Below are 20,917 nucleotides of genomic sequence, written 5' to 3'. Positions count from 1 at the left end.
TCCATGGCTGCCCCTTCTTTCGTCATCGACGTCGACTACGAACAACCCGCGGCAGGCGCCGGCGCGGCCTGCGACACGCGCCACGCCTGGGCCCGCGTGCCGCCCGAGCCCTCGCAAGATGAGCGCATCGCACTCAAGGAGCGCATCCGCCGCCTGCTGCGCGAGCGCAACGCGGTGATGGTGTCGCACTTCTACGTGCACCCCGACCTGCAGGACCTGGCCGAGGAAACCGGCGGCATCGTGAGCGATTCGCTCGAGATGGCGCGCTTCGGCCGCGACCATGCGGCGCAGACGCTGGTGGTGTCGGGCGTGCGCTTCATGGGCGAGACCGCCAAGATCCTCTCGCCCGAGAAGCGCGTGCTGATGCCCGATCTGGACGCCAACTGCTCGCTCGACCTGGGCTGCCCGGTCGACGAGTTCAGCGCCTTCTGCGACCGGCACCCCGACCGCACCGTGGTGGTCTATGCCAACACCAGCGCGGCCGTGAAGGCGCGCGCCGACTGGCTCGTCACCTCGAGCTGCGCGCTCGACGTGGTGAGCGCGCTGCACGCCCAGGGCCGCAAGATCCTCTGGGGCCCCGACCGCCACCTGGGCGACTACATCCAGCGCCAGACCGGTGCCGACATGGTCAGCTGGAACGGCGCCTGCATCGTGCACGACGAGTTCAAGTCGCTCGAGCTCGAACTGCTCAAGAAGGCGCATCCGGCCGCGAAGGTGCTGGTGCATCCGGAGTCGCCGGCCGACGTGATCGCGCTGGCCGACGCGGTAGGCTCCACCTCGGCCATCCTGAACGCGGCGCAGCGCATGGACGCGAGCGAATTCATCGTTGCCACCGACAGCGGCATGCTGCACAAGCTGCGCACGCTGAACCCCGGCAAGACCTTCATCGAGGCCCCCACGGCCGGCAACGGCGCCACCTGCAAGAGCTGCGCGCATTGCCCGTGGATGGCGATGAACGGGCTGGTGGAACTGGCGGATGCGCTGGAAACCGGCGCGGGCGAAATCCACGTCGACCCGGCGCTGGGGCTGCGCGCGAGGGTGCCGATCGACCGGATGCTGGCGTTCACGGCGGGGCTGAAGAAGGGGCAGGCGCCGGGGAGCCTGGTGGCGGGCATCGGCGCGGCCTGAGGTTTTGTTCCCTCTCCCTCCGGGAGAGGGTTAGGGTGAGGGCCTGGGCCTCACAACATCGCGCGGCCTTCGCTGCCGCTCACCCTCACCCCAACCCTCTCCCCGAGGGGAGAGGGAGCGAGACTCAGAACTCCAGCGTACAACTGTCCCCCAGCGCCTCGCGCCACACGCGCACGCGCGCGAGCGAGGGCCTGAATTCCGGCAGCGCGTCCGCAATGAACAGGCACAGGTTCTCGAGCGTCGGCGGATGCAGCCCCGCCACGTCGTCGAGCAGGTGGTGGTCGAGCTGCTCGCGCACGTCGCCGAGCCGGCGGCGCAGCACTCCCAGGTCGACGACCATGCCTGTGACGGGATCGCGCTGGCCCGCGAGCCAGACTTCGGCGTGGTAGGTGTGGCCGTGGATACGGCGGCTGCCTTCGGCTTCGATCTCGCGCTTGAGCGTGTGCGCGGCGTCGAAGAAAAAGCGTTGGCTGATGGTGAATCGCATCTGAAGAATGTCCGCGCTCAGCGGATGCCGGTGATCTTGTGGGTCTGCACGCTGAGGCGCCACGCCGGATGGCGCATGCATTCGGCAATGCACAGCTCGGTGTTGGCTATGCGGTCGGGTCCGTCCATCGGCTGCAGGAAGCGGTGCGTGAACTCGCCGGTGCGCGCCATCGTGTCGAGATCGAATTCGGTCTGAGGCCACACCAGCTTGAGCTCCTGCCCGCGCTGCTGCACCCACGGCGCGCCGGCCTTGGGGCTGATGCAGAGCCAGTCGATGCCTTCGGGCGCGGCGACCGTGCCGTTGCTTTCCACCGCAATGCGAAAGCGCCGCGCATGCAGCGCATCGACCAGCGCGGCGTCCACCTGCAGCAGCGGCTCGCCGCCGGTCAGCACCACCAGCCGGTGCTCGGCGTCTTCGGCCGGCCATTGCGCGGCGATGGTGTCGGCCAGCAGCTCGGCATTCTTGAACTTGCCGCCCAGCGTGCCGTCGGTGCCGACGAAATCGGTGTCGCAGAAACGGCAGACGGCTGTGGCGCGGTCTTCCTCGCGGCCGGTCCAGAGGTTGCAGCCCGCGAAGCGGCAGAACACGGCCGGCATGCCGGCCTGTCCGCCTTCGCCCTGCAGGGTGTAGAAGATTTCCTTGACGCTGTAGGTCATGAGGGCATCGCGTCGATTTCGAGGTTGTCGATCAGCCGCGTGCCGCCCAGCCGCGCCGCGGCCAGCGCCACGAGCGGCTCGCCAGCCAGATTGGCGGAACTGGGCGCCTGCAGGTCGGAGCGGCGCCGCAGCACAAGATAGTCCGGTTGCCAGCCGCGCTGCGCCAGCGCCTGCATTGCCCGCGCTTCGATCGCGGCCAAATCGCGCTCGCCGGCTTGCACCGCCTGGGCCATGGCCTTCAGCGCCTTCGAGAGCTGCACGGCCTCCACGCGCTCGGCCTCGCTCAGGTAGCCGTTGCGCGACGACAGCGCAAGCCCGTCGTCGGCGCGGAAGGTCTCGCTGCCCACGATCTCGATCGGCAGCGCGAACTGCCGCACCATGTGGCGGATCATCATGAGCTGCTGGTAGTCCTTCTTGCCGAACACCGCCACGCGCGGCTGCACGCACTGGAAGAGTTTCATCACCACCGTGCACACGCCGACGAAGAAGCCCGGACGGAAATGGCCTTCGAGGATGTCGGCGAGTGCCGGGTCCGGGTGCACCTTGCAGGTCTGCGGCTCGGGGTAGAGCGCCTTCTCGTCGGGCGCAAAGAGGACGTCGCAGCCGGCCGTGCGCAGCTTCTCGCAGTCGCTGTCCCAGGTGCGCGGATAGGTGTCGAAATCCTCGTGCGGCAGGAACTGCAGGCGGTTCACGAAGATGCTCGCCACCGTCACGTCGCCCAGCGGCTTGGCCTGCTTCACGAGGGCCAGGTGGCCGTCATGCAGGTTGCCCATGGTGGGGACGAAGGCGGGGCGCTCGAAGGCGGCCAGGTGGCTGCGCAGCTCGTCGATGGTGTGTGCGATGTACATGTCTCGGTTCCTTCCTTACCAGGCGTGGAGTTGGTCGTCGGGGAAGCTGCCGTCCTTGACGGCCTGCACGTAGGCCTTGAGGGCGGGCAGCACGCCCGGCGCATCGGCCATGAAGTTGCGCACGAACTTCGGCATCTTTCCGAGGTTGATGCCCAGCATGTCGTGCAACACCAGCACCTGGCCGGCGGTGCCCTTGCCGGCGCCGATGCCGATGGTGGCGCAGTGCTTGAGTTCGGCGGTGAGTTCGGCGGCCAGCGCGGCCGGCACCATCTCGAGCACCAGCATGGTCGCGCCCGCGTCCTGCAGCGCATGCGCCTGCTGCTTGAGCAGCGCGCCGGCGTCGCCCTTGCCCTGCACGCGGTAGCCGCCCAGCGCATGCACGGTCTGCGGCGTCAGGCCCAGGTGCGCGCACACCGGAATGCCGCGCTCTACCAGGAAGCGCACCGTCTCGGTGGTCCAGCCGCCGCCTTCGAGCTTGACCATGTGCGCGCCGGCCTGCATCAGCACCGTGGCGCTGCGCAAGGCCTGCTCGCGCGATTCCTGGTAGCTGCCGAAGGGCAGGTCGGCAATCAGCCAGGCCGTGCCCTGCACACGGCGCAGGCCGCGCGAGACGCTGTCGGTGTGGTAGCGCATGGCGTCCAGGCTCACGCCCACGGTGCTGTTCAGGCCTTGGCAGACCATGCCGAGCGAGTCGCCGACCAGCAGGCAATCGATGCCGGCCGCGTCGGCCATGGCCGCAAAGGTGGCGTCGTAGGCGGTGAGCATCGAGATCTTCTCGCCGCGCGCATGCATGTCGGCCAGGCGCGGCAGGCTCAGGGGCTTGCGCGAGGCGGGCAGCGAGGCCGGCGGCAGCGTGCCGTAGGGCGAGGCTGGCGTGGTTTCCGGCGGTGGGGTGGTGGTGTTCGACATGGTTGGGTTTCTCCCTGCGGGCGTCGGTGGCCGGGCATCCTTGAGTGAAGAAAACGTGAAAAGCGGGTGGTTTTCAGTCCGCCGAGGGCACCAGCACGGTCGGTGCGGTCGGCTCGGCGAGCGAGGGATAGTCGCGGCTGAAATGCAGCCCGCGGCTTTCGTGGCGGGCCTGGGCGCAGCGCACGATCAGCTCGGCCACCTGCACCAGGTTGCGCAGTTCGAGCAGGTCGCGCGTGACGTGGAAGTTCGCGTAGAACTCCTGGATCTCGGCCTGCAGCAGCGCGATGCGGTGGCTCGCGCGCTCCAGGCGCTTGTTGGTGCGCACGATGCCGACGTAGTCCCACATGAAGCGGCGCAGCTCGTCCCAGTTGTGCGAGATGACCACGGCCTCGTCGGCATCGGTCACGCGGCTTTCGTCCCAGGCCGGCAGTTCGATGCGCTCGCGCGCCGGTGCCGCGGCAATGGCGGCGGCCGCGGCGCGTGCGAACACCATGCACTCGACCAGCGAATTGCTCGCAAGGCGGTTGGCGCCATGCAGCCCGGTGCAGGCGGTCTCGCCGATGGCGTAGAGGCCGGGCAGGTCGGTGCGCCCGGCCAGGTCGCTCAGCACGCCGCCGCAGGTGTAGTGCGCGGCCGGCACCACGGGAATCGGCTCGCGCGTGATGTCGATGCCCAGTTCCAGGCAGCGCGCGAGGATGTTGGGGAAATGTTCTTTAAGAAATGCCGGCGGCTGGTGCGAGATGTCCAGGTGCACGCAGTCCAGCCCGTGCTTCTTCATCTCGAAGTCGATGGCGCGCGCCACCACGTCGCGCGGCGCGAGTTCGGCGCGCTCATCGTGCTTTGGCATGAAGCGCGTTCCGTCGGGCAGCTTGAGCAGCCCGCCTTCGCCGCGCACCGCCTCGCTGATCAGGAAGGACTTGGCGTGCGGGTGGTAGAGGCAGGTCGGGTGGAACTGGATGAATTCCATGTTCGATACCCGGCAGCCCGCGCGCCAGGCCGCGGCAATGCCGTCGCCGGTGGCGGTGTCGGGGTTGGTGGTGTAGAGGTACACCTTGCCCGCGCCGCCCGTGGCCAGGATGGTGTGCGGCGCGCGGAAGGCCAGCACTTCATCGGTTTGGTCGTCGAGCGCGTAGAGGCCCACGCAGGCGGGGTCCTTCAGGCCGAGCCCGGTGCCGGTGACGAGGTCGACCAGCGTGTGGTGCTCGAAGAGCGAGATGCTGGGCGTGCGGCGCACCTGCTCGATCAGCGTGCGCTGCACGGCCGCGCCGGTGGCGTCGGTCACGTGCACGATGCGGCGCTGGCTGTGGCCGCCTTCGCGCGTCAGGTGCAGGCCGCCGCCTTCCTCGGAGAACGGCACGCCGAGTTCGCGCAGCCAGGCGATGGCCTCAGGCGCGCCCTCGACGACCAGCCGCGTGGCCTGGGGGTCGCAGAGGCCCGCGCCGGCGATCAGCGTGTCTTCCACATGGGCGTCGAAGCTGTCGCCCGCGGCCAGCACCGCGGCAATGCCACCCTGCGCCCAGGCGCTGGAGCCGTCGTTGAGCGCGCGCTTGGTCAGCACGGCCACGCGGTGCGTGGGCGCCAGGTGCAGCGCGGCGGAGAGGCCTGCAAGGCCGCTGCCGACGATGAGGACGTCGAAATCGTGCACGGCGGATTTCTCGGAAGTAGGAAAGAGGCTCAGGCGGGCGAGTAGGCCAGCCGCACGTAGATCGGCGCGAAGGCCTCGGCCTGCGTGATGTCGATCAGCGTTTCCTTCGCGAGCTCGAGCATCGCGATGAAGGTGACGATCAGCACCGGCGCGCCGCGCGACACGTCGAACAGCTTCTCGAATTCGACGAAGCGCTGCCCCTGCAGGTGGCGCAGCACGATGCTCATGTGCTCGCGCACGTTGAGCTCCTCGCGCGAGATCTTGTGGTGCTGCACGAGCTTGGCGCGCTTCATGATGTCGGCCCAGGCGTCGCGCAGCTCGATCACGTTCACATCGGGAAAGCGCGGCTTGAGCGACTGCTCGATGTAGACCTGCCCCTTCCAGAAGTCGCGTCCGTAGGTCGGCAGCGCGCTGATGGCGGCGGCCTGCAGCTTGGTCTGCTCGTACTCGAGCAGGCGGCGCACGAGCTCGGCGCGCGGGTCTTCGGCCTCTTCGCCGTCGGCCACCTTCTTGGGCGGCAGCAGCATGCGCGACTTGATCTCGATCAGCATCGCGGCCATCAGCAAATACTCGGCCGCGAGCTCCAGGTTGGTCTGGCGGATCTCGTCGACGTAGCTCAGGTACTGCCGCGTGAGCCCCGCCATCGGGATGTCGAGGATGTTGAAGTTCTGCTTCCTGATCAGGTAGAGCAGCAGATCGAGCGGGCCCTCGAAGGCCTCGAGGAAGACTTGCAACGCCTCCGGCGGGATGTACAGGTCCTTCGGCATCGCGAACAACGGCTCGCCATAGAGCCTCGCGAGCGCGACCTGGTCGACCACTTCGGGCATGCTGGCCACGAGCGTGTCGCTGTCCTCGTTGTCCTTCATCGGGTGCTTGCTATCATTTCAATAGCTGCGCACGACGGCGGCAAACGATGGATGCCGGCTGGGCACCATTACTTGGCTTGGGTCTGGTAGACGTACGGCTGCTGCGGCACGCGGGCTTCGCTGTACTCCTCGAGCAGGCTGCGGTCGAGGTGCTTGTCCCAGAGCAGGGCGCGGCCGGCACGCTGTTCGGCTTCCAGCGTCGGCTTCTTGGCTTTCATCTCCTCGATGAAGTTGGTGATCTCGGAGGTGTAGTGGGGGCGGCGGAAGATGGACATAGACTGGACCTTTGTGGCGCGAATTTTACCGGGGATGGAATGAAGCAGCGAAAACAGTGGCGGATCGGCATGGCGGCGGCACTGCTGGCGGGTGTGATCGGGCTTGCGGGCTGCGACAACCAGCGCATCAGCGAACTGGAAGAAGGCGTCTCCACCGAAGCCGACGTGCGCGCCAGGTTCGGCCAGCCCGAGAACATCTGGGATGCGCCCGGCGGCCGCGTGTTCGAGTACAACCGCCAGCCGCAGGGCCAGAAGAACTACATGATCACCATCGGCGCCGACGGCAGGATGAGCGCGCTGCGCCAGGTGCTGACGCCCGAGAACTTCGCCAAGGTGCAGCCGGGCATGATGATGGAAGACCTGCGCAAGATGCTCGGCAAGCCGGCGAAGATCACGCCCTATGCGCGGAAGCGCGAAACCGAGTGGGAATGGCGCTGGGTCCAGCCGCCGAATTCGCCCATGGTGTTCACCGCCACCCTCAACGACGACCAGCGCGTGGTGCGCAGCGGCTCGTCGCCCGACCGGAGCACCGAGGCCAACTAGCCTTCGGTGCCGTGCGGCTGGCCGCTCGTCAGTTCGTCGGCAAAACCCGAGCGCACGATCACCTCGAGCGGCTGCGGCTGCAGCGATTCCACCCGCAGCAGCCCGCCGCGCGCCAGCACCGCGCGGTGCAGCTGGCGCAGCGCGTCGACGCCCGTGGCGTCCAGGTAGATGAGGTGCGTGGCGTCGAGCACCACCGTCATGCCGCGCGGCGCGCTTTCGGCCGCGTTGACGGCCTCGTCCAGCTTGGCCGCCGCCCCGAAGAACAGCGCGCCGTAGAGCCGGTAGGTGAGCACCGGCGGCTGCATCGTGACCAGCTCGACGCTGAACAGCTCGCTCATGCGCCGGATGAAGAGCGCGCAGGCCAGCACAAGGCCCACCTGCACCGCCACCGTCAGGTCGAACACCACCGTGAGAAAGAAGGTGCCGAGCATCAGCAGCCGGTAGTGGCGGCTGAAGTGGCGCAGCTGCCCCGGCGTGAACTCGCGCCATTCGCCCATGTTCAGGCCCACGAAGACCAGGATGCCCGCCAGCACCGCGAGCGGCACGTGGCGCGCGAGCGGCGCGGCCAGCAGCACCACCACCATCAACGTGAGCGAATGCACGATGCCCGCGATCGGTGAACTGGCGCCCGAGCGGATGTTGGTCACGGTGCGCGCGATGGTGCCGGTGGCCGGCATGCCGCCGAAGAAGGGCACCACCACGTTGGCGATGCCCTGGGCCATCAGCTCCTGGTTCGGGTCGTGGCGCGGCTGGCCGCTGACCTGGTCCGACACGCGCGCGCACAGCAGCGACTCGATGGCGCCCAGGATCGCGATGGTCAGCGTCGGCGTGACCAACTGCTTGACCGTTTCCCATGAAAAGTCGGGCAGCGCAAAGGCCGGCAGGCCTTCGGGAATGCCGCCGAAGCGCGTGCCGATGGTCTCCACCGGCAGGCTGAAGCCCCACGACACCAGCGTGAGCGTGACCAGCGCGACGATCGGCCCCGGCATGCGCGAGCCCACCTGCACCGCGCGCGTACGCGCCATGCGCCCGGCCAGGCGCTGCACCGCATGGCCCACCTTCGATTCGCCCTGCAGCAGCAGCGGCCAGATCGCGAGGCCGGCCAGGCAGGCCAGCCCGAGCGCGAAGGCATAGGGATTGAAGGTGCCGATCTGCAACGCCATGGCATGCAGCTGCGAGAACACGTCCGCCGGCATCTTGGCGACCGTGAGCCCGAGCAGGTCCTTGAGCTGCGACAGCAGGATGAGCACCGCGATGCCGTTGGTGAACCCGACCACGATCGACAGCGGCACGAAGCGCACCAGCCGCCCGAGCCCGAACAGCCCCGCCGCGAACAGCAGCACGCCGGCACAGGCGGTGGAAATCAGCAGGTTGGCCGCGCCATAGCGTTCGACGATGCCGTAGACGATCACGATGAACGCGCCGGCCGGCCCGCCGATCTGCACCGCCGAACCGCCCAGCAGCGAGATCAGGAAGCCCGCGATGATCGCCGTCCAGATGCCGGCCTCGGGCTTGAGCCCGGAGGCGATGGCAAAGGCCATGGCCAGCGGCAGCGCCACGATGCCCACCGTGGCGCCGGCCCCCAGGTCCTTGAAGAAGCGCTCCCGGCTGTAGCTCGCCATCGCGTCCAGCAGGCGCGGGCGGAAGCGGGTGATGTTCAGCGGTGACTGCATGTGGCGCCATTGTGACCCGCGCGCCGCGTGCGCAGGAAGGCTTGCGGGCAGCGCGGGGGCGCCGCCGGCTCAGTCGCTGTCGGGAATCACCGCGTCGGCGGCCGCGCCCACGGCCTTGCCGGTGATGCGCGCGGTGCCGATGGCGGCATCGGCCGCGAGCCCGACCGCGCCGGCGCCCACGCTCACGGCGGTGCTGGCCACGGTGACCACGGCGCAGCCGCCCAGCAGCAGGGCGCCGGCGAGGCCGAGCGCCGCGAGAACGAAAGGTCGGAAGCGGGGGCGGGGGCTTTGCATGCGCGGATTTTGCACCCGCGCGCTCAGGGCGGCGCCAGCCCCGCGAGGATGGCCTCGCGGTCCTGGTCCAGCCGCGGCGGTTGCCTGGCCACCTGCGTGCGGTGGCCGCCCACGTGCACCGGATTGCCCGCCACCGTGAGCGGCCGGCCGCCCTGCGTGCGGACCTGCACCAGCATCTCGCGCGCCTGCACCTGCGGATCGTTCACCACCGCGGCCACGTCGTTGTAGCCGCCCGTGGGAATGTTGTGCTGCATCAGCAGCGCCTGCCAGTGCGCGCAGGGCGCCGCGGCCAGGCGCTGCTCCAGCAGCTGCTTCAGTGCCTCGTGGTGCCGGCAGCGCTCGGGGTTGGTGGCAAAGCGCGCATCCTCGGGCAACGCCGGCAGTTCGAGCGCCGCGCACAGGCGCTGGAACAGCGCATCGTTGCCTGCCGCAATCACGAACCAGCCGTCCGCCGCGCGGAACACGTCGAAGGGCGTGATCGACGGATGCCGCGAGCCGATCGGCCCCGGCGCGCGCCCGTCCGCTTCCATGCGCGAGATCGCGTTCTCCAGCAGCGCGACCTGGCAGTCGAGCATCGCCACGTCCACGCGGTCGCCCAGGCCCGTGCGCCCGCGCTGCAGCAGCGCGGCCTGCGTGCCGATGGCCGCGTACAGGCCGGCGCCCAGGTCGCCGATCGACACGCCCACGCGCGTGGGCGGCGCGCCCGGGTGGCCGGTCAGGCTCATGATGCCGCCCATCGCCTGCACCACCATGTCGTAGGCGGGGCGCCGGCTGTAGGGGCCGGTCTGGCCGAAGCCCGAGACCGAGGTGAACACCAGCCGCGGAAAGCGCGCATGGAGCTGCGGCCAGCCGTAGCCGAGCTTCTCCATGGTGCCGGGCCGGAAGTTCTCGACCAGCACGTCGGCCGTGGCCAGCAGCTGTTCGAAGACGGCCCGGTCGGCCGGTGCCTTCAGGTCCAGCGCGATCGACTCCTTGTTGCGGTTGACCGACATGAAGTAGGCCGAGTCGCCGTCGACGAAGGGCCCGATCTGCCGCGCGTCGTCGCCCAGGCCGGGCTGCTCCACCTTGATCACGCGCGCGCCCAGGTCGGCGAGCAGCAGCGTGCAGTAGGGTCCTGCGAGCACGCGCGTCAGGTCGATGACGGTGAAGCCCTGCAGCGGGCCGCCTGGCAGTTCTTGCGGTGCGGCCGGGGTCATTCGACGGTCGCGCCGGAGCGCTCGGTGAGTTCCTTCGATTTCGCGCCCTCGGCCAGCGCCCAAGTGCGGAACTCGGCCAGCGACTTCGAGGGCGCCGCCTCGTTGCCCGATTTCTCGAGCCGCGCCTTCACCTCGGGATCGTTGAGCGCCGCCACGCTGGCGTCGAACAGCTTCTGCGCCAGTTCGGGCGGCAGGCCGGCCGGTGCGAACAGGCCGAACCAGAAGGTGAAGTCGTAGCCCTTCACGCCGGCCTCGGCGACGCTCGGCACGTCGGGAAAGAGCGGCGAGCGCTGGCCCGAGGTGACGGCCAGAACGCGCAGCTTCTGGCCCTGCGCCATCGGCAGCACCGAGGGCGGTGTGCCGAAGGTCAGCTGCACGTCGCCGGCGGCCACGGCCTGGATCGACGGCGCGCCGCCCTTGTACGGCACGTGCAGCATGGTCACGCCGGCGGCCTTCTCGAACGACAGGCCCGCCAGGTGCGTCACCACGCCGGTGCCCGACGACGAATAGGCCAGCTTGCCCGGGCTTTGCCGCGCCTGGGCGATGAGCGCCTGCACGTTCTGCGCGCTCACGTCCTTGTTGACCGCGAGCAGCATCGGCGCGGAGCTCCAGCGCGAGATGGGCACGAAGCTCCTGGCGCCGTCGTACTTCACGGCCTTGTAGAGCAGCTTGTCGCTGCCGTACAGGTTGCCGCTGCCCAGCAGCAGCGTGTAGCCGTCGGGCGCCGCGCGCGCGACCTGGTCCGACGCGATGGTGGTGCCCGCGCCGGGCTTGTTGTCGATGACGATCGGCTGGCCGAGGATCTTGGCCAGCTTGTCGCTCACGATGCGCGCCACCGTGTCGGCGCCGCCGCCCGCGGGGAAGCCCACCACCAGCGTGATCGGGCGCGAGGGGTAGCTGTCCGCGAGCGCGCCGGCCGAGGCGAGCCATGCCACGGCCGCGAGCGAAACGGCCCGTATTTCTTTTTTCATGCCTTGTCTCCTGTGTCTTGTCGATGTGCCGGAGGAGCCGCGCTCAGCGGCCCTTGAAGACCGGCGGGCGCTTCTCGCGCCAGGCGCGGCCGCCTTCGGCCAGGTCTTCGGATGCGACGGTGCGCTGCACCTCGCGCTGGATCGAGGCGGCATCGGCCGTGCCGCGCGCGATCTGGTTCAGGTGCTTCTTCATGCCCAGCAGCGCGAGCGGCGCCATGCCGGCGAGCGTGGTGCGCAGGCGCAGCACTTCGGCGTCGAGCGCCGCTGCGTCGTCCACCAGCTGCGTGAGGAACCCGCAGTCGCGCATCGCGCTGCCGTCGAGCTTCTCGGCCGTGAGGAAGAGCCGCTTGGCCGTGTCCAGCCCAAGGCGGGAGACATAGCGCTCCATGCCGCTCTGGTAGTAGTGCAGGCCGAGCCGGGCGGCCGGCATGAACATCTCGGCGGCGCGCACGCCCACGCGGAAGTCGCAGGCCAGCACCAGGTCGGTGGCGCCGCCGAACACGCCGCCATGCACCGCCGCAATGGTGACGGCGCGGCAGTTTTCCAGCGCATCGACCATCTCGCCGAAGCTGCGGCCCTCGGTCTGGCTGCTGGCGGCGACCTCTGATATATCGTAGCCGCTGCAAAAATATTTACCTTCGGAGCGAACGACCAGCACCAGCACGCTGGGCGAGCCGTTCACCGTCTCCAGATGGCCAACGATGGCGGGCAGGTCCTCCGGCGTCAGCTTGTTGGCGGCCTGCGGCCGGCGCAGCGTGAGGTAGGCGACGTGGCCGTCGATCTGGAGGGTGGGAAGCATTGATGTACCAAAGAGATCAATTGATATATCTACAAGGTTAGCTAATATCCACGCACCCATGCAACCCGCGAAAACCCTTGACGCCAGCAGCCTGCAGGACCAGATCCGCGGCCGGCTTGAAAAAGACATCCTGGACGGCACGCTGTCGCCCGGCATGCCGATCGACGAAAAGGCGCTGGCCGCGAGCTTCAACATCTCGCGCACACCGGTGCGCGAGGCCCTGCTGCTGCTGAGCGCGCGCGGGCTGGTCGACATCGTTCCGCGCACCGGCATCTACGTGCGCCAGCTGCGCGCCAACGAACTCGTCGCCATGATGGAAGCGCTGGGCGAACTCGAAGGGGTGCTGGCGCGGCTCGCAGCGCTGCGCATCGGGCCGGCGCTGCGCATCGAACTGCAGCGCGCGCTCGAAGGCACGGCCGCCCGGGCGCAGGCGGACGACGCGGAGGGCTACCAGCTTGCCAATGCCGCGCTGCACGACGTGATCTACCGCGCGAGCGGCAACCCGTTCATCGTCGAACAGGCGCAGACCGTGCGCCTGCGCATTGCGGCCTACCGCGGGCGGATGTTCGAGAAGCCCGGTCGCCTGGCCGCGTCGCAGCGCGAGCACGAGCGGGTGGTGGAGTGGATCCTGAAGGGCCACGCGGACAACGCCGCGGAGGCGATGCGCGACCACATCTCGGTGGGCGGCAAGGTGTTTGCCGACCTGGTGCTGGTCAACAAGCTCGGCTAGCTACCCAGCCGCAGCCTGTTTCTCAACGAACGCGCATGCCCGGCGTTGCGCCCGGCCAGGGCTCGAGCACATGAATGCCGGGGTGGGCCTTTTCGTCGCCATGGCTCGCGGCCAGCACCATGCCTTCGCTGATGCCGAACTTCATCTTGCGTGGCGCGAGGTTGGCGACCAGCACCGTGAGCTTGCCCACGAGCTGCTCGGGCTGATAGGCCGATGCGATGCCGCTGAACACGTTGCGGGTCTTTCCCTCGCCCGCATCGAGCGTCAGGCGCAGCAGCTTGGTCGAGCCCTCGACCTTCTCGCAGGCAACGATCTTCGCGATGCGCAGGTCGATCTTCACGAAGTCGTCGATGGTGATCGTGGGCGCGATGGCTTCGCCGCCCGGCAGTGCATCGGCGGTGGCGGCTTCGGCCGCAGCAGCCGGCACCTCGGGCGCGTCGAACAGCTTGTCGACGATCTTGGCGTCGGCGCGCTGCATCAGGTGCTTGTACTCGCCGATGGCGTGGCCGGCCGGCAGGCTCTGCGCGGCGTCGGCCCAGGCGAGCGGCTCGATCCGGAGGAAGGCCTCGACATTGGTGGCGAGCGCCGGCAGCACCGGCTTCAGGTACAGCGTGAGCAGGCGGAAGGCCTCGATGCACACGGTGCACACGTCGTGCAGCCGCGCTTCCTGGCCTTCCTTCTTGGCCAGTTCCCAGGGCTTGTTCTGGTCGACGTATTCGTTCACCTTGTCGGCCAGCGCCATCACCTCGCGCAGCGCGCGGGCGTAGTCGCGGCCGTCGTAGAGCGAATGCAGCTGTGGTGCCGCATCGCGCAGCGCGAACAGCAGTGCGTCGCCGTCGGCCGACACTTCGCCCAGCCTGCCGCCGAAGCGCTTGCCGATGAAGCCGGCCGCGCGGCTCGCGATGTTGATGTACTTGCCCACGAGGTCGCTGTTGACGCGCGCCACGAAGTCCTCGGGGTTGAAGTCGATGTCCTCGTTGCGGCCGTTGAGCTTGGCCGCGATGTAGTAGCGCAGCCATTCGGGGTCCAGGCCGATCGACAGGTACCGCAGCGGGTCGATGCCGGTGCCGCGGCTCTTGCTCATCTTCTCGCCGCTGACCGTGAGGTGGCCGTGCACGTACACCGCATCGGGCGCCTTGCGGCCGCTGAAGTGCAGCATCGCGGGCCAGAACAGGGTGTGGAAGGTGATGATGTCCTTGCCGATGAAGTGCACCTGCTCCAGGTCCGGGTCGGCCATGTACTCGGTGTACGAGATGCCGTCGCCGCCGAGCTCGATGCAGCGCTTGTCCAGCAGGTTCTTGAGCGAGGCCAGGTAGCCCACGGGCGCGTCGAGCCACACGTAGAAGTACTTGCCCGGCGCATCGGGAATCTCGATGCCGAAGTAGGGCGCGTCGCGGCTGATGTCCCAGTCGCCGAGGCCGCCCTTGCCTTCGTCGTCCTTGTAGAGCCACTCGCGGATCTTGTTCTGCACTTCGGACTGCACGTGGCCGGGCGCGGCGGTCCATTCCTTCAGGTAGGCCTCGCAGCGCGGGTCCGAGAGCTTGAAGAAGAAGTGGTCGGAGCTGCGCAACTCGGGCTTGGCGCCCGACAGCGCCGAGTAGGGGTTGATCAGCTCGGTGGGCGCGTAGACGGCGCCGCACACCTCGCAGTTGTCGCCGTACTGGTCCTTGGCGTGGCAGTTGGGGCACTCGCCCTTGATGAAGCGGTCGGCCAGGAACATGCCCTTTTCGGGGTCGTAGAACTGCTCGACGCTCTTGGTTTCGATCAGGCCGTTGGCGCGCAGGTCGCGGTAGATGTCCTGCGCGAGCTGGTGGTTCTCGGGCGCGTCGGTCGAGTGCCAGTTGTCGAACGAGATGTAGTAGCCGTCCAGGTAGGGCTTGCGGCCCGCGGCGATCTCGGCCACGAAGGCCTGCGGCGTCACGCCGGCCTTGTCGGCCGCGATGGTGATGGCCGCGCCGTGCGCGTCGTCGGCGCACACGAAGTTGACCTCAGCGCCATTCATTCGCTGGTTCCGCACCCAGATGTCGGCCTGGATGTATTCCATCATGTGGCCGATATGGAACTTGCCGTTGGCATACGGCAGGGCGGTGGTGACGAAGAGCTTGCGCGGGGCGGACATCGGGGAGGGCGCTTTCGGGGAGTGGCGACGAACTTGCGGGAACCGGGCATTTTAGGTGGCAGCATCGCAGCATGCCGAATGCCATCGATCTCACCGCCTACATCGCCGGCTTTGCCGCCTCGCCGCTCGCGCGCTGGGGTGGGCTGGCGCCCTGGGAAATCACCGCGCGGGCGGCGGAAATCGTCCGCGAACTGCTCGCGGCGCTGCCGGCGGGCGAATTTGCCGTCGAAGGCGAAGTGGCGATCCACCGCAGCGCCAACGTGGAAGCCGGCGCAGTGCTGAAGGGGCCGTTGATCATTGGCGCCGGCTGCTTCGTGGCGGCCGGCGCCTATCTGCGCGGCGGCAACTGGGTGGGCGAGCGCTGCACCCTCGGCCCGGGCTCGGAACTCAAGTCGTCCTTCGTCTTCGCGGGCACGGCCCTTGCGCACTTCAATTTCGTCGGCGATTCGGTGCTGGGTGCGGGCGTGAACCTGGAGGCCGGCAGCATCGTCTGCAACCACCGCAACGAGCGTGCCGCCAAGCAGATCTTCGTGCGAGGCGGCGAGGGCGGCGCATTGCAGGCCACGGGCAGCGAGAAGTTCGGCGCGCTGGCGGGCGACGGCGTGCGCATCGGTGCCAACGCGGTGATCGCGCCCGGCGCGCTGCTGCGTCCCGGCCTCGTGATCGCCCGCGCTTCGCTGCTCGACCAGGAGTTGCCGGACCCCCAGTGACCCGAAAGGCGCCGGGGTGTCTCCGGCGCGACGTATGCTCCATCCCGCGCGTTTTGCGAACGCCCTCTCTGCTGATAGGGCAAAGAGATATACAAGATGGATATACAGAAAGCGAGTTTCCGATGACCACCCCCATTCCCGCAACCCTGATTCCCGGCGATGGCATCGGCCCCGAGATCGTCGACGCCACCCTGGCCGCGCTCGATGCGCTGAAGGCGCCCTTCGAATGGGACCGCCAGATCGCCGGCCTCGGCGGCGTCCAGGCCTCGGGCGATCCGCTGCCGCAGGCCACGCTGGACAGCATCCGCCGCACCCGCCTGGCCCTCAAGGGCCCGCTCGAGACGCCCTCGGGCGGAGGCTACCGCTCGTCGAACGTGCGGCTGCGCGAGGAATTCCAGCTCTACGCCAACCTGCGCCCCGCGCGCACCATCATTCCGGGCGGCCGCTTCGACAAGATCGACCTGATGGTCGTGCGCGAGAACCTCGAGGGCCTGTACATCGGCCACGAGCACTATGTGCGCATCGACGGCGATCCGCACGCCGTGGGCATGGCCACCGGCATCAACACGCGCCAGGGCTGCCTGCGCCTGCTCGAATACGCCTTCGAGACCGCCATTGCCGCCGGCCGCAAGAAGGTCACGCTGGTGCACAAGGCCAACATCATGAAGGTGCTGACCGGCCTGTTCCTGGAGACGGGCCTCAGGCTCTACGAAGAGAAGTACAAGGGCAAGTTCGAGCTCGACACCATCATCGTCGACGCCTGCGCGATGAAGCTGGTGCTCAATCCGTGGCAGTTCGACATGCTGGTGACGACCAACCTGTTCGGCGACATCCTGTCCGACTTGGTGGCGGGCCTGGTGGGCGGCCTGGGCATGGCGCCCGGTGCCAACATCGGCGCCGATGCGGCGATCTTCGAGGCCGTGCACGGCTCGGCGCCCGACATCGCCGGCAAGGGCATCGCCAACCCCACGGCACTGCTGCTGGCCGCCGCGCTGATGCTCGAGCACGTCAGGCTGCCCGATCTGGCCACGCGCCTGCGCAAGGCCATCGACGACACGCTCAACGTCGACAAGGTGCGCACCGGCGACCTGGGCGGCAGCGCCGGCACGGCGGCGTTCACCAAGGCGCTGGTCGCCCGCATCCAGAACGGCTGAAGCCAGAGGCGGCTTTCCGTGGCTTCAAGAGAAAGCTGCTGCTCCTGCTGGCCCTGTGCCTGGCCGGCGCGGCCAGCCTGGCCTCAGCGGCTGCCGCCGAACCGCGCTACACCGTCGTGAAGATCGACGTGCGCAAGGAGCGGCTCGAGCTGTTCCTGCACGATGACAGCGGCGCCCCGTTCAAGCGCTTCGACCGCCTCGAAGCCTGGCTCGCCGCGCGCAACCGGCAGCTCGTGTTCGCGATGAATGCCGGCATGTACCACGCGGACTTTTCCCCGGTCGGCCTGCTGGTACAGGAGGGACGCGAGGAGGCGCCGCTCAACCTGGCGGCCGGTGCGGGCAACTTCTTCCTCAAGCCGAACGGCGTGTTCCTGGTGTCCGATGCGGGGCCGCGCGTGGTCGAGTCGTCCGAATATGCGGCGCTGCCGAAAGAGGGCGTTCGGCTGGCGACCCAGTCGGGCCCGCTGCTGCTGCGCCGCGGCGTGGTGCATCCCGCCTTCATCCCGGATTCCGATTCGCGCAAGATCCGCAACGGCGTGGGCGTGTCGGGCCACACGGCGATCTTCGTGATCAGCGAGCAGCCGGTGAACTTTTACGAGTTCGCGCTCTACTTTCGCGACGTGCTGCATTGCCGCGACGCGCTCTACCTCGACGGCACCGTGTCGGCACTGCATTCGCTTGCCTTGCGGCGCAGCGACTTCACCCGGGAGCTGGGACCGATACTCGGCGTGGCGGTGCCGTGAACAGCCGGCCCTTGCCGCCCTCGTTTTCATTCAGGATTCCTTGAGCAATGACCCAGGCCCTTCCCATTCTTTCGCTCGTCGAAACCCGCGTGCTCGGCGTGCTGGCCGAGAAGCAGCGCACCGTGCCCGACAGCTATCCGCTGACGCTCAATTCGCTGGTGTCCGGCTGCAACCAGAAGACCAGCCGCAACCCGGTGCTCGACCTGAGCGAGGCCCAGGTGCAGGCCGCCATCGACAGCCTCAAGGGCTACAGCCTGGTGGCCGAAACCAGCGGCGGCCGGGCATTCCGCTACGAGCACAACATCGACCGCGTGCTGCGCATTCCGTCGCAGTCGGTGATCCTGCTCACGGTGCTGATGCTGCGCGGTCCGCAAACGGCGGGCGAACTGCGCATCGCCTGCGACCGCATGCACAACTTCGCGGACATTTCGTCGGTCGAGGCTTTTCTCGACGAGCTCGCCGAGCGGCCGGCCGGCGCGCTGGTGGTGAAGCTCGCGCGGCTGCCGGGCGCGCGCGAAAGCCGCTGGGCGCACTTGCTGAGCGGCGCGCCGGCGGAAGAAGTTGCGGGGCCCGCGGGTGCGTCGTCCGATGCTGCTTACGGCGCGCACGATGCATCGCTCGGCGAGGTTGCCGCGCTCAGGGCCAATGTGGCGCGGCTCGAGGCCGAGCTCGCGTCGCTGAAGGCGCTGGTGGGGCGGGTGTGCTCGGAGCTTGGGATTTCCGAGGCGGGGTAGCGCGTTGAGGAGTGTTCCTGGCGACAGCGGCGGTGCGCGCTGACCTGCTTCAGGCCGCCGCATCCCACCCGAAGAACCGCAGCACCTCGCTCTGCTGGCGCAGCGTGTCGGCCCGCCCGAGCGCCATCAGCTCGCGCGTGTAGCCCGCCTCGAACAGCAGGTAGCTCGCGAGCGCACCGCCCTTCACGTCGGCCGCAACCTTGGAGCCGCCCAGCAGGTGGCGCACCGCGCCGGGCAGTGCATCGACATGGCGCGCCGCGATCACGTCCAGGCGCTCCGACGGCGCGATCACCAGCAGGTCGAGCGGGCGCAGCGTGCTCGATGCGCGCGCTTCCTCGGGAATGAGGCCGAGCGTGTGGTTGATGCGCCGCAGCCGCTCGATGTCCACCGCCAGCGCATCGAGAAAGATGCTCGACAGCGCATGGCCCGCGATCTGCGCCATGGTGGGATAGCCGCTGTAGGTGTTGGGCGCGTCGGCGTCGCGCGGCTCGTGCATGCGGCCTGCGCCGATCACCAGGATGCGCTGGGCACCCAGGTGGATGGCCGCGGCGATGGGCGCCGACTGGCGCATCGAGCCGTCGCCGAAATATTCGGTGTGCCCCTGCATCGGCAGCGCGGTGGCCGGAAACACGAAGGGAATGGCCGACGAGGCCAGCAGGTGCGCGTGGCTGAGGCGGTCGCGCACCGACAGCCGCTGCGAGCGCACCCAGGGCTCCATCGGCACCGCGGCCTCGAAGAAGGTGACGTGCTCGCCCGAGCTGTAGCTCGAGGCAGTCACGGCCAGCGCCTGCAGGTGGCCCTGCTGCATGAGCCGGGGCAGGCGCTCGAGCGGCACCATGCGCGCCAGCAGCTCGGCCAGCGGCGCGTTGTCCAGCAGCGAGCGCGGTTTGATGCGCATCCAGTTGGCGGCAAAGCGCCCGAGCCCGAGCAGCATGCGCCAGCGCGTGCCGCTGCCGAGCACGGAGAGCGAATCGGCGCGGTAGACCTGCCCGGCGTGAAAGTCGCGCCAGACCTGCGCGATGCGCTCGACGGCCCCGTCGAAGTCGTCGGCGCCGCAGGCCAGCGCGGCCGCGTTGATGGCGCCGGCCGAGGTGCCGGTGATCACTTCGAAGGGATTGCGCCGGCCCGCAAGGCCCGCTGCGCGCCGGAGGCCGGCAATGGCCTCGAGCACGCCGACCTGGTAGGCGGCCCGGGCGCCGCCGCCGGTGAGCAGGAGTCCGGTGGCGGGAGGTGTCTCTGGCATTGGATGGGTGTTGTTGTCCCCGGTGGGGGAAAGGCGATGCATGCGCACCCGGGGGCGAGCCATGAGACCCACTAGACTACCCGCCATTCAGGAGTTAGATCAATGGCACTCACCCCAGAGGGGCTCATGGACGCGCTCAAGGCCGTCGCAGACCCCAACACCGGCAAGAATTTCGTGGCGACCCGGTCGCTCAAGAACCTGCAGATCGCGGATGGCGACGTGTCGTTCGACCTCGAGCTCGGCTACCCGGCCAAGAGCCAGCACGCGGCCATGCGCAAGGCGCTGGTGGCGGCCGCAAAGACGGTGCCGGGCGTGAGCAACGTCTCGGTCAACATCACGACCAAGGTCATCAGCCATGCGGTGCAGCGCGGCGTGCAGCTGATGCCCAACGTGAAGAACATCATCGCGGTGGCGTCCGGTAAGGGCGGCGTGGGCAAGAGCACCACCGCCGCCAACCTGGCGCTGGCGCTGGCCGCCGAAGGCGCGGCGGTCGGGCTGCTGGACGCCGACATCTACGGCCCGAGCCAGCCGATGATGCTGGGCATCGAGGGCCGGCCCGAGAGCGAGGACGGCAAGACCATGGAGCCGCTCGAGAACCACGGCGTGCAGGTCATGTCGATCGGCTTCCTGGTCGACCAGGACGAAGCCATGATCTGGCGCGGTCCGATGGCCACCCAGGCGCTGGAGCAACTGCTGCGCCAGACCAACTGGAAAGACCTCGACTACCTGATCGTCGACATGCCGCCCGGCACCGGCGACATCCAGCTCACGCTTTCGCAGCGCGTGCCGATGACCGGCGCGGTGATCGTCACCACGCCGCAGGACATCGCGCTGCTCGATGCCAAGAAGGGCATCAAGATGTTCGAGAAGGTCGGCGTGCCGATCCTGGGCATCGTGGAAAACATGGCGGTGCACATCTGCTCCAACTGCGGCCACGTCGAGCACATCTTCGGCTCCGAAGGCGGCAAGAAGATGGCGGCGCAATACCAGATGGACTACCTGGGCGCGCTGCCGCTGGACATCAACATCCGCCTGCAGGCCGACAGCGGCAAGCCGACCGTGGTGGCCGACCCCGACGGCGAAGTGGCCGGCATCTACAAGGCCGTCGCACGCCAGGTGGCCGTGGGCATTGCCGAGAAGGCCAAGGACTTCTCGGCGAAGTTCCCGACCATCTCCATCAGCAAGAACACCTGA

The 20,917-nt window shown here is 68.7% G+C and carries 22 protein-coding genes; 8 read left to right on the top strand and 14 right to left on the bottom strand.

Annotated features, from left to right (window positions below):
• Nucleotides 1–3: 3 nt before the first annotated feature.
• Nucleotides 4–1,128, top strand: coding sequence for a quinolinate synthase NadA (gene nadA, locus AC1DSC_RS15080; protein ID WP_369663406.1), 1,125 nt, complete (start codon nucleotides 4–6; stop codon nucleotides 1,126–1,128).
• Between the two features lie 124 nt (nucleotides 1,129–1,252).
• Here the strand turns inward: nadA and AC1DSC_RS15075 are convergent, their stop codons facing one another.
• The 7 genes from AC1DSC_RS15075 to AC1DSC_RS15045 all read right to left on the bottom strand — a co-directional run bounded on the left by AC1DSC_RS15075 (nucleotide 1,253) and on the right by AC1DSC_RS15045 (nucleotide 6,814).
• Nucleotides 1,253–1,615, bottom strand: a complete 363-nt coding sequence (locus AC1DSC_RS15075) for a 6-carboxytetrahydropterin synthase (RefSeq protein WP_015866870.1) — start codon at nucleotides 1,613–1,615, stop codon at nucleotides 1,253–1,255.
• A 17-nt stretch (nucleotides 1,616–1,632) separates the two neighbouring features.
• Nucleotides 1,633–2,271 carry a 7-carboxy-7-deazaguanine synthase gene (gene queE, locus AC1DSC_RS15070; protein WP_062365700.1) on the bottom strand — a complete coding sequence of 213 codons (639 nt, stop codon included), beginning with the start codon at nucleotides 2,269–2,271 and terminating at the stop codon, nucleotides 1,633–1,635.
• The gene (panC, locus tag AC1DSC_RS15065) at nucleotides 2,268–3,119 is read right to left on the bottom strand and encodes a pantoate--beta-alanine ligase (RefSeq protein ID WP_369663405.1); all 852 of its coding nucleotides are present in this window, start codon (nucleotides 3,117–3,119) and stop codon (nucleotides 2,268–2,270) included. Before panC ends, queE begins: the two co-directional genes overlap by 4 nt.
• 15 nt (nucleotides 3,120–3,134) lie before the next feature.
• Entirely contained in the window at nucleotides 3,135–4,028 is an 894-nt protein-coding gene (gene panB, locus AC1DSC_RS15060) for a 3-methyl-2-oxobutanoate hydroxymethyltransferase (protein ID WP_369663404.1), read from the bottom strand.
• Between the two features lie 73 nt (nucleotides 4,029–4,101).
• The gene (nadB, locus tag AC1DSC_RS15055) at nucleotides 4,102–5,673 is read right to left on the bottom strand and encodes an L-aspartate oxidase (RefSeq protein WP_369663403.1); all 1,572 of its coding nucleotides are present in this window, start codon (nucleotides 5,671–5,673) and stop codon (nucleotides 4,102–4,104) included.
• A 29-nt stretch (nucleotides 5,674–5,702) separates the two neighbouring features.
• Nucleotides 5,703–6,539: a segregation and condensation protein A gene (locus AC1DSC_RS15050; RefSeq protein ID WP_015866865.1), complete on the bottom strand. Its 837-nt coding sequence runs from the start codon at nucleotides 6,537–6,539 to the stop codon at nucleotides 5,703–5,705.
• A 68-nt stretch (nucleotides 6,540–6,607) separates the two neighbouring features.
• Nucleotides 6,608–6,814 carry a DUF3460 family protein gene (locus tag AC1DSC_RS15045; protein ID WP_015866864.1) on the bottom strand — a complete coding sequence of 69 codons (207 nt, stop codon included), beginning with the start codon at nucleotides 6,812–6,814 and terminating at the stop codon, nucleotides 6,608–6,610.
• A 69-nt stretch (nucleotides 6,815–6,883) separates the two neighbouring features.
• On the opposite strand from AC1DSC_RS15045, the gene AC1DSC_RS15040 reads away from it, so the two are divergent.
• Nucleotides 6,884–7,357: an outer membrane protein assembly factor BamE gene (locus tag AC1DSC_RS15040; protein WP_369664503.1), complete on the top strand. Its 474-nt coding sequence runs from the start codon at nucleotides 6,884–6,886 to the stop codon at nucleotides 7,355–7,357.
• Here AC1DSC_RS15040 and AC1DSC_RS15035 read toward each other — a convergent pair.
• The 5 genes from AC1DSC_RS15035 to AC1DSC_RS15015 form a co-directional block, all read right to left on the bottom strand.
• Nucleotides 7,354–9,030, bottom strand: a complete 1,677-nt coding sequence (locus AC1DSC_RS15035) for a SulP family inorganic anion transporter (RefSeq protein ID WP_436287902.1) — start codon at nucleotides 9,028–9,030, stop codon at nucleotides 7,354–7,356. The two genes, AC1DSC_RS15040 and AC1DSC_RS15035, sit on opposite strands and share 4 nt — an antisense overlap.
• A 69-nt stretch (nucleotides 9,031–9,099) precedes the next feature.
• The gene (locus tag AC1DSC_RS15030) at nucleotides 9,100–9,324 is read right to left on the bottom strand and encodes a hypothetical protein (RefSeq protein WP_015866861.1); all 225 of its coding nucleotides are present in this window, start codon (nucleotides 9,322–9,324) and stop codon (nucleotides 9,100–9,102) included.
• Between the two features lie 23 nt (nucleotides 9,325–9,347).
• Nucleotides 9,348–10,520 (bottom strand): CaiB/BaiF CoA transferase family protein, encoded by a 1,173-nt coding sequence (locus tag AC1DSC_RS15025; protein ID WP_369663401.1) that lies wholly within the window; start codon nucleotides 10,518–10,520, stop codon nucleotides 9,348–9,350.
• Nucleotides 10,517–11,491: a Bug family tripartite tricarboxylate transporter substrate binding protein gene (locus AC1DSC_RS15020; RefSeq protein ID WP_369663400.1), complete on the bottom strand. Its 975-nt coding sequence runs from the start codon at nucleotides 11,489–11,491 to the stop codon at nucleotides 10,517–10,519. Before AC1DSC_RS15020 ends, AC1DSC_RS15025 begins: the two co-directional genes overlap by 4 nt.
• 43 nt (nucleotides 11,492–11,534) lie before the next feature.
• The gene (locus AC1DSC_RS15015) at nucleotides 11,535–12,290 is read right to left on the bottom strand and encodes an enoyl-CoA hydratase/isomerase family protein (protein ID WP_369663399.1); all 756 of its coding nucleotides are present in this window, start codon (nucleotides 12,288–12,290) and stop codon (nucleotides 11,535–11,537) included.
• 58 nt (nucleotides 12,291–12,348) lie between these two features.
• Between AC1DSC_RS15015 and AC1DSC_RS15010 the strand changes: the two genes are divergently transcribed.
• Nucleotides 12,349–13,020, top strand: coding sequence for a GntR family transcriptional regulator (locus tag AC1DSC_RS15010; protein WP_369663398.1), 672 nt, complete (start codon nucleotides 12,349–12,351; stop codon nucleotides 13,018–13,020).
• A 22-nt stretch (nucleotides 13,021–13,042) separates the two neighbouring features.
• Here the strand turns inward: AC1DSC_RS15010 and metG are convergent, their stop codons facing one another.
• A complete protein-coding gene (metG, locus tag AC1DSC_RS15005) occupies nucleotides 13,043–15,139 on the bottom strand; it encodes a methionine--tRNA ligase (protein WP_369663397.1) in 2,097 nt (698 codons plus the stop codon).
• Between the two features lie 71 nt (nucleotides 15,140–15,210).
• Here metG and AC1DSC_RS15000 point away from each other — a divergent pair, with 71 nt between their 5' ends.
• The 4 genes from AC1DSC_RS15000 (at nucleotide 15,211) to AC1DSC_RS14985 (ending at nucleotide 18,480) form a co-directional block, all read left to right on the top strand.
• Nucleotides 15,211–15,849 carry an LbetaH domain-containing protein gene (locus tag AC1DSC_RS15000; RefSeq protein ID WP_369663396.1) on the top strand — a complete coding sequence of 213 codons (639 nt, stop codon included), beginning with the start codon at nucleotides 15,211–15,213 and terminating at the stop codon, nucleotides 15,847–15,849.
• A gap of 122 nt (nucleotides 15,850–15,971) precedes the next feature.
• Nucleotides 15,972–17,003: an isocitrate/isopropylmalate dehydrogenase family protein gene (locus tag AC1DSC_RS14995; RefSeq protein ID WP_027730190.1), complete on the top strand. Its 1,032-nt coding sequence runs from the start codon at nucleotides 15,972–15,974 to the stop codon at nucleotides 17,001–17,003.
• A 116-nt stretch (nucleotides 17,004–17,119) separates the two neighbouring features.
• Nucleotides 17,120–17,746: a phosphodiester glycosidase family protein gene (locus AC1DSC_RS14990; protein WP_436287901.1), complete on the top strand. Its 627-nt coding sequence runs from the start codon at nucleotides 17,120–17,122 to the stop codon at nucleotides 17,744–17,746.
• A 47-nt stretch (nucleotides 17,747–17,793) separates the two neighbouring features.
• The gene (locus AC1DSC_RS14985) at nucleotides 17,794–18,480 is read left to right on the top strand and encodes a YceH family protein (RefSeq protein WP_369663395.1); all 687 of its coding nucleotides are present in this window, start codon (nucleotides 17,794–17,796) and stop codon (nucleotides 18,478–18,480) included.
• A 49-nt stretch (nucleotides 18,481–18,529) separates the two neighbouring features.
• On the opposite strand, the gene AC1DSC_RS14980 is transcribed toward AC1DSC_RS14985, so the two are convergent.
• The gene (locus tag AC1DSC_RS14980) at nucleotides 18,530–19,723 is read right to left on the bottom strand and encodes a patatin-like phospholipase family protein (protein ID WP_369663394.1); all 1,194 of its coding nucleotides are present in this window, start codon (nucleotides 19,721–19,723) and stop codon (nucleotides 18,530–18,532) included.
• Nucleotides 19,724–19,825: 102 nt separating this feature from the next.
• Between AC1DSC_RS14980 and apbC the strand changes: the two genes are divergently transcribed.
• A complete protein-coding gene (gene apbC, locus AC1DSC_RS14975; protein ID WP_015866850.1) occupies nucleotides 19,826–20,917 on the top strand; it encodes an iron-sulfur cluster carrier protein ApbC in 1,092 nt (363 codons plus the stop codon).

The sequence above is a fragment of the Variovorax sp. 01N425 genome (assembly GCF_056399465.1).
The sequence above is the reverse complement of the archived record's forward strand: the minus strand, read 5'-3'. Positions and strand labels throughout refer to the sequence as shown.

Coding starts and splice junctions, on each gene's coding strand:
- nadA (WP_369663406.1), top strand. CDS start 4: ATGGCTGCCCCTTCTTTCGTCATCGACGTCGACTACGAACAACCCGCG.
- AC1DSC_RS14995 (WP_027730190.1), top strand. CDS start 15,972: ATGACCACCCCCATTCCCGCAACCCTGATTCCCGGCGATGGCATCGGC.
- AC1DSC_RS15035 (WP_436287902.1), bottom strand. CDS start 9,030: ATGCAGTCACCGCTGAACATCACCCGCTTCCGCCCGCGCCTGCTGGAC.
- panC (WP_369663405.1), bottom strand. CDS start 3,119: ATGTACATCGCACACACCATCGACGAGCTGCGCAGCCACCTGGCCGCC.
- apbC (WP_015866850.1), top strand. CDS start 19,826: ATGGCACTCACCCCAGAGGGGCTCATGGACGCGCTCAAGGCCGTCGCA.
- metG (WP_369663397.1), bottom strand. CDS start 15,139: ATGTCCGCCCCGCGCAAGCTCTTCGTCACCACCGCCCTGCCGTATGCC.
- AC1DSC_RS15030 (WP_015866861.1), bottom strand. CDS start 9,324: ATGCAAAGCCCCCGCCCCCGCTTCCGACCTTTCGTTCTCGCGGCGCTC.
- AC1DSC_RS15010 (WP_369663398.1), top strand. CDS start 12,349: ATGCAACCCGCGAAAACCCTTGACGCCAGCAGCCTGCAGGACCAGATC.
- AC1DSC_RS14985 (WP_369663395.1), top strand. CDS start 17,794: ATGACCCAGGCCCTTCCCATTCTTTCGCTCGTCGAAACCCGCGTGCTC.
- AC1DSC_RS14980 (WP_369663394.1), bottom strand. CDS start 19,723: ATGCCAGAGACACCTCCCGCCACCGGACTCCTGCTCACCGGCGGCGGC.
- AC1DSC_RS15020 (WP_369663400.1), bottom strand. CDS start 11,491: ATGAAAAAAGAAATACGGGCCGTTTCGCTCGCGGCCGTGGCATGGCTC.
- queE (WP_062365700.1), bottom strand. CDS start 2,271: ATGACCTACAGCGTCAAGGAAATCTTCTACACCCTGCAGGGCGAAGGC.
- AC1DSC_RS15025 (WP_369663401.1), bottom strand. CDS start 10,520: ATGACCCCGGCCGCACCGCAAGAACTGCCAGGCGGCCCGCTGCAGGGC.
- AC1DSC_RS15015 (WP_369663399.1), bottom strand. CDS start 12,290: ATGCTTCCCACCCTCCAGATCGACGGCCACGTCGCCTACCTCACGCTG.
- AC1DSC_RS15075 (WP_015866870.1), bottom strand. CDS start 1,615: ATGCGATTCACCATCAGCCAACGCTTTTTCTTCGACGCCGCGCACACG.
- AC1DSC_RS15050 (WP_015866865.1), bottom strand. CDS start 6,539: ATGAAGGACAACGAGGACAGCGACACGCTCGTGGCCAGCATGCCCGAA.
- AC1DSC_RS15000 (WP_369663396.1), top strand. CDS start 15,211: ATGCCGAATGCCATCGATCTCACCGCCTACATCGCCGGCTTTGCCGCC.
- AC1DSC_RS15045 (WP_015866864.1), bottom strand. CDS start 6,814: ATGTCCATCTTCCGCCGCCCCCACTACACCTCCGAGATCACCAACTTC.
- panB (WP_369663404.1), bottom strand. CDS start 4,028: ATGTCGAACACCACCACCCCACCGCCGGAAACCACGCCAGCCTCGCCC.
- AC1DSC_RS15040 (WP_369664503.1), top strand. CDS start 6,884: ATGGCGGCGGCACTGCTGGCGGGTGTGATCGGGCTTGCGGGCTGCGAC.